Source organism: Clostridium estertheticum subsp. estertheticum, assembly GCF_001877035.1.
GTDB lineage: Bacteria > Bacillota > Clostridia > Clostridiales > Clostridiaceae > Clostridium_AD > Clostridium_AD estertheticum.
On sequence record NZ_CP015756.1, the window covers coordinates 806180 to 820244 of the forward strand.

General features: G+C 29.9%; 20 protein-coding genes and 1 pseudogene. 10 read left to right on the forward strand and 11 right to left on the reverse strand.

Features of this window, described 5'->3' with window-relative positions; translation table 11 throughout:
* Nucleotides 1–9: 9 nt before the first annotated feature.
* From A7L45_RS03845 to A7L45_RS03860, 4 genes are all read right to left on the reverse strand, one after another.
* Entirely contained in the window at nt 10–867 is an 858-nt protein-coding gene (locus A7L45_RS03845; RefSeq protein ID WP_207647757.1) for an SDR family oxidoreductase, read from the reverse strand.
* Nucleotides 864–1280, reverse strand: coding sequence for a MarR family winged helix-turn-helix transcriptional regulator (locus tag A7L45_RS03850; RefSeq protein ID WP_071611539.1), 417 nt, complete (start codon nt 1278–1280; stop codon nt 864–866). The genes A7L45_RS03845 and A7L45_RS03850 overlap by 4 nt, the downstream gene beginning before the upstream one ends.
* 385 nt (nt 1281–1665) lie before the next feature.
* The gene (locus A7L45_RS03855) at nt 1666–2226 is read right to left on the reverse strand and encodes a nitroreductase (protein ID WP_071611540.1); all 561 of its coding nucleotides are present in this window, start codon (nt 2224–2226) and stop codon (nt 1666–1668) included.
* A 158-nt stretch (nt 2227–2384) separates the two neighbouring features.
* Entirely contained in the window at nt 2385–2645 is a 261-nt protein-coding gene (locus A7L45_RS03860; RefSeq protein ID WP_224616776.1) for a hypothetical protein, read from the reverse strand.
* A gap of 305 nt (nt 2646–2950) precedes the next feature.
* Here A7L45_RS03860 and A7L45_RS03865 point away from each other — a divergent pair, with 305 nt between their 5' ends.
* Both A7L45_RS03865 and A7L45_RS03870 read left to right on the forward strand, forming a co-directional pair.
* Nucleotides 2951–3175, forward strand: a complete 225-nt coding sequence (locus tag A7L45_RS03865; RefSeq protein ID WP_071611541.1) for a helix-turn-helix transcriptional regulator — start codon at nt 2951–2953, stop codon at nt 3173–3175.
* Nucleotides 3162–3575, forward strand: a complete 414-nt coding sequence (locus A7L45_RS03870) for a DUF2178 domain-containing protein (RefSeq protein WP_071611542.1) — start codon at nt 3162–3164, stop codon at nt 3573–3575. Before A7L45_RS03865 ends, A7L45_RS03870 begins: the two co-directional genes overlap by 14 nt.
* Nucleotides 3576–3730: 155 nt before the next feature.
* On the opposite strand, the gene A7L45_RS03875 is transcribed toward A7L45_RS03870, so the two are convergent.
* Nucleotides 3731–4255, reverse strand: coding sequence for a hypothetical protein (locus tag A7L45_RS03875; protein ID WP_071611543.1), 525 nt, complete (start codon nt 4253–4255; stop codon nt 3731–3733).
* Between the two features lie 301 nt (nt 4256–4556).
* On the opposite strand from A7L45_RS03875, the pseudogene A7L45_RS03880 reads away from it, so the two are divergent.
* Nucleotides 4557–5283: pseudogene (locus tag A7L45_RS03880) on the forward strand (ATP-binding protein); the annotation flags it as partial.
* Between the two features lie 199 nt (nt 5284–5482).
* Here A7L45_RS03880 and A7L45_RS03885 read toward each other — a convergent pair.
* Nucleotides 5483–5866 (reverse strand): type II toxin-antitoxin system death-on-curing family toxin, encoded by a 384-nt coding sequence (locus A7L45_RS03885; protein ID WP_071611544.1) that lies wholly within the window; start codon nt 5864–5866, stop codon nt 5483–5485.
* A complete protein-coding gene (locus A7L45_RS03890; protein WP_071611545.1) occupies nt 5863–6105 on the reverse strand; it encodes a type II toxin-antitoxin system Phd/YefM family antitoxin in 243 nt (80 codons plus the stop codon). Before A7L45_RS03890 ends, A7L45_RS03885 begins: the two co-directional genes overlap by 4 nt.
* A gap of 114 nt (nt 6106–6219) precedes the next feature.
* Between A7L45_RS03890 and A7L45_RS23440 the strand changes: the two genes are divergently transcribed.
* Both A7L45_RS23440 and A7L45_RS23075 read left to right on the forward strand, forming a co-directional pair.
* A complete protein-coding gene (locus A7L45_RS23440) occupies nt 6220–6381 on the forward strand; it encodes a hypothetical protein (RefSeq protein WP_170288041.1) in 162 nt (53 codons plus the stop codon).
* Between the two features lie 66 nt (nt 6382–6447).
* The gene (locus A7L45_RS23075) at nt 6448–6612 is read left to right on the forward strand and encodes a hypothetical protein (RefSeq protein WP_169829559.1); all 165 of its coding nucleotides are present in this window, start codon (nt 6448–6450) and stop codon (nt 6610–6612) included.
* A gap of 158 nt (nt 6613–6770) precedes the next feature.
* Here A7L45_RS23075 and A7L45_RS03895 read toward each other — a convergent pair whose 3' ends face one another.
* A complete protein-coding gene (locus tag A7L45_RS03895; protein WP_318011219.1) occupies nt 6771–7601 on the reverse strand; it encodes an AraC family transcriptional regulator in 831 nt (276 codons plus the stop codon).
* 297 nt (nt 7602–7898) lie between these two features.
* Here A7L45_RS03895 and A7L45_RS03900 point away from each other — a divergent pair, with 297 nt between their 5' ends.
* Nucleotides 7899–8495, forward strand: coding sequence for a maltose acetyltransferase domain-containing protein (locus A7L45_RS03900; RefSeq protein ID WP_071611546.1), 597 nt, complete (start codon nt 7899–7901; stop codon nt 8493–8495).
* Nucleotides 8496–8681: 186 nt separating this feature from the next.
* On the opposite strand, the gene A7L45_RS03905 is transcribed toward A7L45_RS03900, so the two are convergent.
* A complete protein-coding gene (locus A7L45_RS03905; RefSeq protein WP_224616774.1) occupies nt 8682–9179 on the reverse strand; it encodes a hypothetical protein in 498 nt (165 codons plus the stop codon).
* Between the two features lie 194 nt (nt 9180–9373).
* Here A7L45_RS03905 and A7L45_RS23680 point away from each other — a divergent pair, with 194 nt between their 5' ends.
* The 3 genes from A7L45_RS23680 to A7L45_RS03915 all read left to right on the forward strand — a co-directional run bounded on the left by A7L45_RS23680 (nt 9374) and on the right by A7L45_RS03915 (nt 10260).
* Nucleotides 9374–9433 (forward strand): hypothetical protein, encoded by a 60-nt coding sequence (locus A7L45_RS23680; protein ID WP_236900479.1) that lies wholly within the window; start codon nt 9374–9376, stop codon nt 9431–9433.
* A gap of 114 nt (nt 9434–9547) precedes the next feature.
* Nucleotides 9548–9907 carry a hypothetical protein gene (locus A7L45_RS03910; protein WP_071611548.1) on the forward strand — a complete coding sequence of 120 codons (360 nt, stop codon included), beginning with the start codon at nt 9548–9550 and terminating at the stop codon, nt 9905–9907.
* A gap of 68 nt (nt 9908–9975) precedes the next feature.
* Entirely contained in the window at nt 9976–10260 is a 285-nt protein-coding gene (locus tag A7L45_RS03915; protein WP_071611549.1) for a bacteriocin immunity protein, read from the forward strand.
* Between the two features lie 208 nt (nt 10261–10468).
* Here A7L45_RS03915 and A7L45_RS03920 read toward each other — a convergent pair whose 3' ends face one another.
* Nucleotides 10469–11854 (reverse strand): tryptophanase, encoded by a 1386-nt coding sequence (locus A7L45_RS03920; RefSeq protein WP_071611550.1) that lies wholly within the window; start codon nt 11852–11854, stop codon nt 10469–10471.
* Between the two features lie 427 nt (nt 11855–12281).
* Between A7L45_RS03920 and A7L45_RS03925 the strand changes: the two genes are divergently transcribed.
* The gene (locus A7L45_RS03925) at nt 12282–13169 is read left to right on the forward strand and encodes a VOC family protein (RefSeq protein WP_071611551.1); all 888 of its coding nucleotides are present in this window, start codon (nt 12282–12284) and stop codon (nt 13167–13169) included.
* Between the two features lie 187 nt (nt 13170–13356).
* Here A7L45_RS03925 and A7L45_RS03930 read toward each other — a convergent pair whose 3' ends face one another.
* Nucleotides 13357–14037, reverse strand: a complete 681-nt coding sequence (locus tag A7L45_RS03930; protein WP_071611552.1) for a DUF5680 domain-containing protein — start codon at nt 14035–14037, stop codon at nt 13357–13359.
* Nucleotides 14038–14065 lie beyond the last annotated feature (28 nt).

The following is a 14065-nucleotide window of genomic DNA, read 5'->3' on the forward strand; positions in this document are numbered from 1 at the left end:
AAAACCTCCTTATTGCCAAATGTCAATATAATCTTTTATAAAGTCTTCTATTGTTCTAGGTTTTCGTTTCAAAAGCAATTCAGCAGTATTTGTAACATGGTTTGCCATGCCTAATTTTGTTGTAAGATATAGTATCATCATTATCGTTGCAAAATCCTTTTTGATACCTCTTTTAATCATATCTTTTCTAAATTTAAACAGGGATGGATTCGAATATGTGATTTTTCTTCCAAGTACTCTTGTCATGATATCTGCAACTTTATAATAAGTAATAGCCTGAGAACCCGTAATGGTATATGCCTTATTTTTATGCCCTTGCTCTGTAATTGTTCTGCCAATAATTTCACCAATATCTCTTGTATCTATAAAGCTAACTTTAGCTTTTCCTGAAGATATAAATAGGTCGTCTCGTTCTTTGATATCCTCTGCATGTGTTGTCGATAAATTTTGCATAAAAAAGCTAGGTCTAATAAATGTGTATGGGATTTCAGACTCTACAATAGCTTTTTCGATTTTGTGGTGGGGTGGAAAAGGATTCTTTTCTGCACCTAATAAAGATAGAAACACAATTTGATTTACACCAACTTCTTTACATTTTTGAATAAACGGTATAAATATGCCTCTGACATCTGTCAATTGTGGGGGTCTAACTAAAAATACTTTTTTAACACCATGTAAAGCTGTTTCATAGGTTACTGTATCTTGAAAATCAAAATGTATATACTGTATAGAATCATCTTGCTGTTTGCCTCTTTCTATGTCTCTTACACCTGCTATGAAGTCTATTTTTATACTTTTCAAATACTTAACTACTGCACTTCCTACATTCCCTGTTATTCCGGTTAATAATATCTTATTATCCATCATTCTTCAGTCCCTTCAATTAATTTGAAAATCATTTCTGTAAATAGCTTAGTTTCTTCTTTTGAATAAATTGAAAATATATTAATTGTTAATTCATCACTTATGACTTTAATTTTATTAATTAACTTGTTAGATTCTTTATATATCTCTAAATAAGAAGATCTTTTATCATCTGGATTGTCAATTTTAAGAACTATGCCTTTTTTCTCTAATCTATGTATAACACCTGAAATAGTCGGTCTATCTGATCCGAGATTCTGAGCTATTTCTGCTGCTGTAATTGGATGATCCGATGAATGTATTTGAATTATAACCGAAAACTGTGCAGCAGTTATGTCAAATTCCTTTAATGCTTTATCCAATTTGTTTTTAAGATGTCTTGATGCCTTGATTATTAAATAAGATAGGTTTTGCATACGGTGCCTCCAATGTAGTTAGTACGCTAACTACATTGATAGTATACTAACTTGTTTTATATTTGTCAATTCTATAATACACTTCTCCTGTGAAGTTTTGGATGCTTTTTAAAAAAGGAATAGGAATTCATTATGCAAGTAGGTGAAATAATTCTAATAGTAGTGACCAGGAAGTTTTAAAGTAATAGAAGGAAGTTAAGATTATATATTCAAAATGAAAGTAGTTAGTAAAACATATATATTTTACTAACTACTTTCATTTTTATCAAGACGCATTTCTGGAGTTGTATCGTAACCCACGTCATAGATAATATAGTCTAATTATGTGACGCACTATCTGACGATTGTTAAATAACCTATAAGTACTTATTTCAAAGTTTACTATTTATCGCTTAAAGAAAATCTTAGCTGGTTTTCTACTTGGAGAAGGCAATTGTACCTTTGGATAACCGACTATTAAGGAACTCACTAAATTGTAGTTAGCAGGTATTTTGTATTTTAACTTAAATTCTTCTGTACCACAGACATGCTCAGCAAATCCAATCCAACAGGTACCTAATTTATATTCCATAGCAGCATTCATAATATTACCAGCTGCTAAGGTGCAGTCATAGACATTCCAGTGCGAGTCAGTATCGCCATATATAAGTATTAAACATGGTGCATTATAGAAGGTATTAAACTTTTCATTATTAAGCCAGCTCTCATATTGTTTAAAATATGGGTGTTTTTCAAAATTTTTTAACAAATATTTTTTTGTTTCATCTGATATTTTCTTCATTTCATTTTTATCAGTAATAACTACAAAACCCCAAGCTTCATTTCCGGAACCGGTAGCAGCTTTTGTTCCAAGTGCTATCAACTCATCAATTACATCTGATTTTACTTCCTGATCTGTAAACATTCTTATACTTCTTCTATTATTAATACAATCACAAATATTCATATACATCCCCATTTCTATATTATTTTTATAACTTGTAGCCTTTTATTCAATGGTTTCACCCATATCCTATAGGATAGAATATGGGTGAAAAAGAAATACTCAATTATTTACACTATTGTATCACGAAAAAAAATTAATTGCATTTATGTTACATTCAGCTACCCTGTTACTACCCCTAACGCATTCATTTTATTTATCTCACGATATATAAAAGCTAAAGATATCATTGCAGTAAAAAAATCGGATAACGGAACAGATACAAAGATACCAGTAACTTTAAAAAATATTGGAATAATCAGCATTAATGGTATTAAAAATAAACATGGTTTCATTATTGATAAAAATAATGCTGGTTTAGGTTTACCGATATACTGAAAGAAACTTGCAACAATTACTTGAACTCCTACCAAAGGGCTCATTATTACAATTTACATTTTGCATTTTACTCTTATATCTATTCTGTTACAATAGCAATAATGCTAATATACCTTTATGATATAAATAAAAGCCATACAATAAAATCAGAAATGTTATAATCACGAAAGGAGATGCCGAGCTTTTAAATTGTATTATTTTTCAAAATTGCAATGGCTTTGGCATAGAACCCTAAGTACCAAAATTAATCTTACTTTTAAATTATTATATTGACAATATAATATACGATGGATATAATATGAAGTGTACTTCATGCGAAATACACTTCATATTAAAAGGTGGTCTATATATGGAAAATAAGATTAAAGAATATCGAAAGGAGACTAATATGACACAACAGCAATTAGCTAATACAGTTAGCGTATCGTCAAGAACAATTATTTCATTAGAAAAAGGACAATACAATCCTTCAATTTTGCTTGCTTATAAAATAGCATGTGTTTTTAATACTACCATTGAGGAGTTGTATTATTTAAATAAATATAGTAAGGAGAATATAAATGAAAATATATAATAAAAAGGGACTTATATTGGGAGTACTATCTTTACTTTTTGCAATTGGTGAGGTTGTTATGTATTTTGTTGATTCAAGCAAATCAAGTATAATACTTTTGATTATTTTAACGGTAACAGGAATAGAAGAAATAACAAGAAGTTTAAACAAAAAAAGTAGTATCGAGGATAAAGATTCTGAAGACGAACGAGAAAAATTTATTTTTTTAAAGTCAGGTAATATAACATGTATTATTACATTTTGTTTATGCACTTTATTTCTATTAATACTTTCAGTTCAAGGGGTTAAATGGTGGGGGGCTCAATTAGTTGGACCTATTGTAACAACTTTAAGTATTGTTAGTGCTACTATGGTATTAGTATGGTTTATTTCTTATTTCTTTTATAATAAGAAAAATTAAACAAACAATTTATCGTAAAAACGGATAATAGATTTAAAATACTGCATTTATATAATCCTTACGAGTAAATAAATTTTTTTATTGTTTTATATTAAAATAAAAAGTATGACTTTTTATTTTTAGAAAGTCATACCTTTTGTTTTTAAAAACAGATATTAAAGTGGACCTGCAATCATTATTATATTAGTTATAATCTTATTTACACCTTCAGGCATCCCCCACGATCTAAATACCTTGTGAAGTAAATCTTCAAATCCACTAGATATGCCTATAAATTTATCAGCAGCCTTCACAAATTTATCAATGTTAATGTATTTTCTTAAACCTACTGGTAATTTAGACATTATTAATGTCTTATTTTTTAATAACCATTTTACTCCTTTTTTCATTGCGACTTTTGCTGCTGCAGTTGGTATACTCATTGGTTGTATTGTATCCTCATTTGCAGAATTATCCTTTATAGAATTTGCAATAGTAGATATGCTATATGTAGCTCCATCAACTTCAAAAGTATCCTCATTTATTATTTTTATATTTTCTGTATTTGCCGTGGCTGTAGAAGAAATTCCGTTTGAAACAACAGCGGCTTGTACCTCTTGAACTGAGGTTAATGCGGTTAACGCACCTAGTGTTGTAGCTAAAGTCAATGCACATAATTTTAATTTCGCTTTTTTATTCATATTAATTCCCCCTATAATGTTTTGAGTTTACTTGAAGTCTCTGCAATAGTACTCTGCTAATTAATATTAATTTTTTATCAAATAAGCGATCACTTATTGTAAGAATTCTTACAATACAAATTATATTACTTTTATTAATAAAAGTAACATAAATTGCATGAAACATACAATTTTCGACATAAACAGAAGTATTATCATAAAATAACAAGAAAATTTACATTTAAACCGTTGGTTAGCCAAAGTATTAAAGCTAACCCTGTCTATATATAAGAAAAATGTGCTATTTAGCGTTGGCCACACAAATGGAAAGTTAGAATTTTACCCAATTAGCAATATGGATGAGGTTTTATTAGATGATTTAGTGGGGTATAAATTCCAAAAGGAAGAACCTGTTGAGAATACTGAAGCATTTGTAGCAGGAAGAACAGCCAATAATGTTTTATTGTATGGCGAGTGGTACCGGGAAGTCTGCAAGCATAAAAGCAATCCTTAATCAATATTATAATCGTGGTTTGCGAATGATTGAAATCTATAAGCATCAATTTCAGGATTTATCAGCTATAATTGCTTACATTAAAAATAGAAATTATAAACATATCATTTATATGGATGACTTATCTTTCGAGGAATTTGAAATAGAGTACAAATTTTTGAAAGCTGTGATTGAAGGTGGAGTGGAAGTTAAACCAGATAATGTATTAATATATGCTACATCTAATCGAAGACACTTAATTCGCGAAACGTGGAATGATCGAAACGATATTGAAGAAAGAGGTGACGTCCATACTAATGATACTATGCAGGAAAAATTATCGCTAGCAAATCGATTTGGTCTTACTATTGGTTATAACAATCCTAGCCGAGATGAATATGATGAAATTGTAAAAGAACTGGCTAAGAAGCACGAAAATATTACACTTTCGCAAAAAGAATTATGTGAAGAAGCAAATAGGTGGGAAATGCAACATGGAGGGGCCTCGGGAAGGACAGCACAACAATTTATTAATTGCTTGGCAGGGAAAATTTAAAATGGAAAAACCTCTGTATAATAAGGCTGAAATATACGCCCTATATTTACTTTTTTTAGGAGGTTGATGCAATCACGTTACGGAAATTGGTAACAAAGTGGACAAGTTCTGTTTGCTAATGAGCGAAACGAATTTGCTAGTCACATATGTACTACCATAAACTAGATGTTTATGGTAGTATTTCAATTACATAAAAATGTTAGCTTACATTTTTATGGCTTTTTATCCACTCGTATATATTTTTCTGTTTCAATTCTCCTTTTGCTATGCCTAATCCTAAATCTATTAATTCATTTTGTGTAAATGATAGTTTAATTTCATTATATTCTAATAAAAGTAACATTACATATATTCCTGATCTTTTGTTTCCATCTATAAACGTATGGTTATTTATTATGCAGTAGCATATATTAGAGCACTTTTCCTCAATTGATTTGTATAAATCTTCTCCGTCAAATGTTACTTTTGAGTTCTCAATCGACGATTTTAAAAGTTCTATATCTCTTACTCCATCTGAACCACCAGTTGTACTTATCAACTTTTCATGTAGCTTCAGAATGTATTCAACTGATATATATTTCATTTAGCTAATTCCTTAAAAGCATCTAAATTTTCAAATAATATTCTATCGGCAATTGTCTCTAATTTTTCTTCCTCTGATATTGACACTTTGCTAAATTCATCAAAATCTAAAAGAATATATTTAGGTTTATTGTTTTTCATTATAACTACAGATTTGTCCTCATCTACTAACTTTGCAATTTTAGAAAAATTTTGATTAGCTTCTGATATCGAAACCATCTTTTGACTGTTTAATAACATATATATCCCTCCTATAATTGTAGTTGTCATACATTATTATATCACGTTTAGGATAAATTTAACCTAATTTTAAAAATATATTTAATCGAAGAAGATCCATCTAATTATTATAGCGTGGGTGAAATAGATAATGATGGATTGCTTGAAGTAGATCCTAAAGATCCAAATTCAAACTATACTGTTTGTTCTAAAATTTTAACTTCGTATAAGTGGGATCATGAAAGAGGGTATACCAGCTTTTTTATGATAGAAGAGAAGAGGTTAATAATAAGGTAATAGTTTAATATAATAGTATATTGGTATATAATATTATATAAATAGTTTGAAGTGGAGGTATTAGATATGGAAATAAAAAATAACGAAATATATGATATTTTTTTAAGTTTATCATATAGTCAATTAAAGGACTTATTTAGAAAGGCAAAGAGTAAACAAGAGCAAGATTTTTATATGATGTTATCTAATATGGTTTTACAAAGAGAACAAGAAAAGGTAATAGGTAAATAATTATGCCAGGTTGGACAGATGATTTATTAGATGATTAACTATTAAATATTATTATATTTAATAGTTACTTTTTTATTGGAAAATATCATTTTTATTTGATATCAAATTGTTCATGACGCCCGGGTGTCTTTGTGAGGAGGAGATGAACTTGTATTTTTTTATAATAGAGCCTGTCTATAAGATTTTGGTGAAACCCCTTTTATTTGTTTAAATATCTTTGAGAATCCAAGAGGATCATCATATCCAACGGAACGTGAAATCTCGCTTATAGTTAAATCTTTATTACTTAATAGTTTGCAGGCTTTATTAACCCTATATTTTATTAGGTATTCTTGGGGTGGAATTCCTAATAATTCACTAAATATAGTGCTAAAATAATTTTTATTAAGGCCGATATAACTTGCTAATGATTCAATAGACATGCTGCCAGAATAATTAGTTTCAATAAATTGAATGGATTTTTTTATGTAGTTTTTTTTCTGCCCATCTCCTTTTGTTTTAGGCGCTTCTGATTGCTCTGTGAGCTCTGAAAGTAATATATTTAAATATCCTTGCAAGCGAAGTTCATACCCTAATTTATAAGTGCTAGAATGCCTAATTTCTTCAAAGCATTTCTTAATAATATCACCTTTGCATTTGAAAACTGGATTGTCTTTATCTAATTTAATATTCTTTAAGAAGGTCTCAGCCTTTATTCCTCTAAATCCAATCCAAGTATAAATCCAAGGGTCTTTGCTACTCGCTTCATAATAGGTAATTACATCTGGACATATTAAAAAACCTTGATTTGCATATAGAGTATAAGATTTCCCATCTAATTCAAATAGACCACTTCCACTAATTATATAATGTAATAGGAAATGGTCTCTAAGAGCCGGTCCATAGGAGTGACTTGGTTTACAATTTTCCATACCATAATGATATACTATTAAATCCATGCTTTCATCTAATGGACTTTTAAATCCTGTAAATTCATTTTTATTAAACAAAACGGTTTCACCCCTCCACAATTTATACAATATATCTGAGATTATACCATGTTCATCTTATATAAAACCATTCTTTTTATATGAAAATATTTTATAATATATAGTGTTAGTATTAAATTTATATTTATGAGATATTTATGCTGATAATAAATTATAGAAGGTAGATATTATATTGCTGAATCCAGTGAACATGCATCTGAATATCTCCCATATTTTATTAAAAGTAAATATCCTGAACTAATTGAAAACAAGGAATTAATTGAAATAGATATTATAAATTATGAAGGGGAGGTTATTATGACAATTAGAGAGAAAATGAAAAATGGTATGTTGTATGTAGATGTGGGGGAGGGACTTGACGAGGAACGCATACGGTGTAAAGAATTATTATATGATTATAACAATACACGTCCAAATGAAGAAATCGAAAGGAAAGATTTGCTGAAAAAATTATTGGGTGATATGGGTGAGGATATTTGGATTGAACCACCAGTTCATATGGCTTATGGTACGAATGTGCATATTGGCAATCATTTTTATGCTAATTTTAATCTTGTAATTGTAGATGATATTGATGTTTATATAGGTGAGCATGTAATGATAGCACCTAATGTAACAATAACACCAACAGGACATCCCGTTGATCCAAATCTTCGCAGACCAGGTACTCAGTTTTCAATTCCCGTAAGAATTGGTAACGATGTATGGATAGGTTCAAATGTAGTGATTTTACCAGGCATTACTATAGGGGATAATTCAGTTATAGGCGCTGGAAGTGTTGTCACTCATGACATTCCTGAAAATGTAATTGCTGTAGGAAATCCATGCCGTGTATTAAGGGATATAAATGAACGTGATAAAGAATATTATTATAAAAACAGAAGGGTTGATTAATTTTAATATAATTAATAATAATAAAACCTAGAAATAAATAAACAGCCTCTATATTAAATAAATAATATAGAGGTTTTTCTGTGTTATTAAATTTACTATTTACAATTAAAGATAATGAAGTACATTTTTATACATATGTACCCAAGGGTCTGACCACTTACATAGTTTGGAAGTGAAACGAACAATCTATGTTGCTAATAAATGGGTTAATGTTTGCAATTCTAAAATAAAATTTATAAAAGACTGTGTAGCAAAGTATTTCACGTTTGAAATCCTTAATTCTATACGACCTTCTGAATCCAAACTATCTAACAAAGGTTCTATTTTATATTTATTTAAAAGAGCCGTTATTGTTTTTTCTGTTTTGTCATTGGTAAAAATATTTAATCCAAAAGAAATTTCTAGGCCTCCAAATGGGTACGTATAACATTTTACAGCTATCTTTTGAAAAGCAATTAATTCCTCTTTTGTATAATATCTATTAGAGCTATTTATAACTATGTAGGAACTATCGTCTTTTCCAGTGAATATAACTCCATTTATATTTACTTCTAAGTCATATTTTAACACATCTGATATTGTATATGGAGTAGCTTTTATACAATTTTCTGGAACAAATTTATACAATTTCTTCAAAGAATTCCCGTATATAGTTAATGTTCTAATTACTTTATTATTATCCAATTTAAGTTCCCCCTCCACTATACTATTCAAATTTATATTGATTACAATTACAGTTTATTTTTAGTATATCATTATTTAAATTATTTTTGGAGATTATTATTAAAATATTACCCTGATATATAGTTGTCTACATCCAGTTCCTTTAACTTACTATGTAGGAAAAATTATCGTTAGCAAATCGATTTGGTCATACTATCGGTTATTACAAGCCTAGCCGAGTAGAATATGATGAAATTGTAAAAAAAACTGGCTAAGAAGCACAAAAATAACCTTATATTACCATAATAATATGCTATAATTACCATTAGCGTAGTCATATTCGTAATTTATATCAACATAAAATTTAATTTTAAAGAGGAGCGAAATAAATGAGTAATAAGAGATATATCAATCAAATTCAATTTAATTCTTCAAATCCAAATAATCTAATAAATTCTGTTTATGATTACTTAAATAAAAAAGATTTTAAACAAATTAGTGTAAATAATGAAACATTCTTTACTAATAACACACTTAACCAATTTAATTGGGTACTGTGTCTAAAAATTTTTTTTAATGGTAACGTCGCATTTATAGAAGGTTGGTTAGTGGGTCCGAATATGGTGAGAGAACCAAACTTTAATAAAGAATATGGTCTTGATGGTATGTATGGCAACCTGTGGAGACCAATATCAATGTTAAAAGCAGTAATAAGCGATGTAGAAAGTTTAATCAATCAAGAAAAATAATCATGTTTGGAAAAAACAATATATTAACTATGCTAAGTACAATTCACATTATATAGGGAGTGCTGAAAATGAAATATTCTAAACAAAGTATAGAAGCTATAGAAAATACATTAAAAAAATTAGATACTAATCATGATAGACAATTAGTTGATTTATTAAATGAATATAATAATAAATTATGTACTGGAGATAATTATAGACCTTTAGTAAGTAATTTAGCAGAGAAAATTTCTTTTTATATTTTAAAAAATGATTTAAAAGTCCCTAATGAAGTTCGTGAATTAATAGTAACTCTAAGGTCATTACAATCTAAAGTTAATTTGCTTTCTTATATATTTTCTTTAGGTAAATAGTACGCTCATTTGTTTTACCCAATGGGATAGATCATATTTTTCATATATGCCTATACAATGCCTTCCATCTAATTAATATAGTTTGGGTGATATAGATAACGATGGATTACTTGAAGAAATATAAGCTCAAAGAGAACAATAACCTCAGAGGTTATTGTCACAACCTCTGAGGTTATAACAGAAACTGGAAGTTCCTGCATGTCGTCTTTTATTTTTTAACTGGTTCAAGACTTGCTTGAAAATGTCTAAGAACAGAAGGCTCCCATGTAATTTTGTAACCCGTTATTTCACTTGACCTTGCTTTAATTGCAATCAAAGCATCTGCCATAATATCAATATGTGATTGAGTATAAACACGACGTGGAATTGCTAGACGCGTAAACTCAAATTCTGATTTTAATTGTTTTCCTGTATCAGGGTCATTTCCTAACATATAAGATCCAATATCACATGCACGAATTCCAGCTTCGATGTAAAGCTCAACTCCAAGAGCTTGCCCTGGGAATTCATAGTACGGAATTTGGGGTAGCAATGCCTTTGCATCTACAAACACACCATGGCCGCCTACTGGTGACTGGTATGTAATACCTGCCTCATCAAGTCTTCCTGCAAGATACTCCATTTGTCCATTACGATATTTTAGGTACTCTTCATCAAGTCCTTCATAAAGACCAATTGCTAAACTCTCAAGATCACGACCTGAAAGACCACCATAAGTAATAAAACCCTCAAATAAAATTGTGCGTGCTTTGCAAAGTTGGAATAATTCTCTATCATCTTTAATGCCGATTAACCCACCCATGTTGACAATTGTGTCTTTCTTAGCACTCATTGTAAACATATCTGCATAACTAAACATTTCTTTTACAATCTCTTTAATTGATTTAGTTGCATATCCTTTTTCTCTTAATTTTACAAAGTAAGCATTTTCAGCATAACGTGCAGCGTCGATGCATAACTTAATACCATATTTTTTACAAACATTTGATGTTTCTCTTACATTTTCTACAGATACTGGCTGACCACCCGCTGAATTGTTTGTAACTGTCATAACAACAAGACCAATCTTATCAGCACCGTACTCTTTAATTAGGGATTCTAATTTTTCAACATTCATATTTCCTTTGAAAGGTGCTCTTTTAGCTGGATCTTTAGCTACATCAACAACACAATCAATCGCTCTTGCACCTGTTGCTTCTACGTGTGCTCTTGTTGTATCAAAGAACGTATTAGAGATAGAGTATTTACCCTTTTCTAATAATAATCCAAACATAACCTTCTCTGCTGCACGGCCTTGATGAACTGGCTGAATAAATTTATATCCAAAAATGTCTTGTCCTGCTTCTACAAGTTTATAGTAACTTGATGAACCAGCATAGGCTTCGTCACCTCTCATGACACCAGCCCATTGTTCTGCACTCATTGCATTAGTTCCACTATCTGTTAATAAATCAATATAAACATCTTCACCCCTAAGGTTAAACATATTGTATTTTGCTTCAGCAATTTTTTGTTTTCTTTCCTCTCGTGTAAGCATCCTAATAGTCTCTACCATCTTGATTCTAAATGGTTCTGGTATATATTTTGCACTCATTATAAAAACCTCCATTATATTTTATTTTTTATGCTATTTATTTAAAATTCAATTATTTTGGATTGATAAGCAGTTTTTTAATTGTTATATTTCAAACATTTAATTGGAAGAATGATTTTTATTCATTTATATTAACTGATTTAGTATATATATATTATTAAGGTAATAAAAAAGAACAATTATTTTTATACCGTTATCTCAGCAAATTCAACAAATAAATGGATTTATCTAACATGATACGGAATTTGAAGGCTGAGGATTTGTACCCAGAGGAACTAAGAAGGCATTAAAAAAAGTTCAAAAGGAAATATTAAAGATCGAAGGTTAATTGCATACGATTAAAGGCACAACATATTAATTATATGAATTGTAGTAATAATGCAAAGCGTGAAATTTTTTATAATGATGATTAAGAAAGGAGAACAATATGCAAAAAATAGTTCCTCATTTATGGTACGACAAAGAAGCTAAAGAAGCAGCCGAGTTCTATATCAGTTTATTTGACGAATCAAAGATTTTAAACGTAACAGTTATTGGAGATACTCCTTCAGGAGATGCGGAAATTGTAAACTTTGAATTAGCTGGGCAAACATTTGCGGCAATAAGTGCAGGTCCTTACTTCAAATTTAACCCATCAATTTCCTTGATGGTAGCTTGTACATCCTTAGAGGAGGTTAATACTAAATGGAAAGCATTATCTGAAGGTGGCACTGAACTTATGCCCCTGGGTGAATATCCATTTAGCAAGTGGTACGGCTGGATTCAAGATCGATATGGGTTGTCTTGGCAGTTAATGCTTGTTGATAGTGGTGAAATGGTCCAGAAGATTACAACAAATTTACTTTTTTCAAATGATGCATGTGGGAAGGCCGAAGAAGCAGTGAAATATTACACTGAAGTTTTCGAAAATTCCCAAATAGGAATAATAAGCAAATATGGAAATGGTGAAGCAAAGTCATCAAAAGCTCGGATAAATTATGCTGCTTTTAAGCTTTGTGGTATTGATTTTTCAGCAATGGATAATGGATTTGATGTAGAGTTCAATTTCAACGAGGCATTTTCACTCATTGTAAATTGTGATGATCAAAAGGAAATTGATTACTATTGGGATAAACTCTCTGCAATACCTGAGGCAGAGCAATGTGGATGGGTCAAGGACAAATTTGGCTTATCGTGGCAAATTGTTCCATACAATATGGATGAAATCTTGCTTAATGGCACAAAAGATGAAATTAAAAGAGTGACAGAGGCTTTTCTCAAAATGAAAAAGTTTGACTTAAATGCCTTGGAAAAAGCACGTTTAGGGCATGAATGACGGATTTAGGTCCCTACACTAATTACCATTGAGTTAGATTCGTTAGTTTTTACATAACAATGATTCTTTAAAATATTGTTTTAAAGAATCATTGTTATTTCTACATAAATTCATTATACATTCTCCTATATTAAGATTGCAGCACCGAAGGTGATGATTTAACTAAAAATAATATCTAATTAATCTGTTATTTAATAATTCCACCATGGAAAAAGCATTCATATACCTTTGAATCATTAAAATAAATTTCCTCGTAACCTTGAAACCACTCAAAGTCTCCATTAACAATGCAATGATATTTATATTGACCATTTTGATATACCATAGGTCCACGATAAGGATTTTCCTCTGGTACTAAACTTAATGCTTCTTTTAAAAATTTTCCTGAAAAACCTTTTCCAATAATTCTGCCTGTATAATTCATTGACCAAAATGGAATGTCATCTTCCCATAAAGCTTCTTCTCCTCCAAATTGCTCCCTTCCTAAATAGGTATCAATATACTTTAGATTTCCTTCTGTATACTCTAAATCATGTGAATTAGGTCTTGAAGATTCAATTTCGATACCATCTCCTGCATACGTAGCTCTTTTGGCATTACGTAAAAATTCTACTATTTTTTCATGTGTAGAATCAACTTTTTTCACTTTTATACATAAACGACAATTTTCTTCATAATCATTAACTAATTTATCAATACTTACTTTAAAGAAATCACTTAATGCAATTAGTCTTGCAATGTCGGGGTATGAATGCCCAACTTCCCACTTTGCAACTGCTTGCCTTGATATACCAAGAATTTCAGCTAATTTCTCTTGTGATAATCCTTTTTCTTTTCTAAGTATCTGTAATTGTTCTGGAAAACTCATTTTAAATCACCCCTCATTTAGATACTTC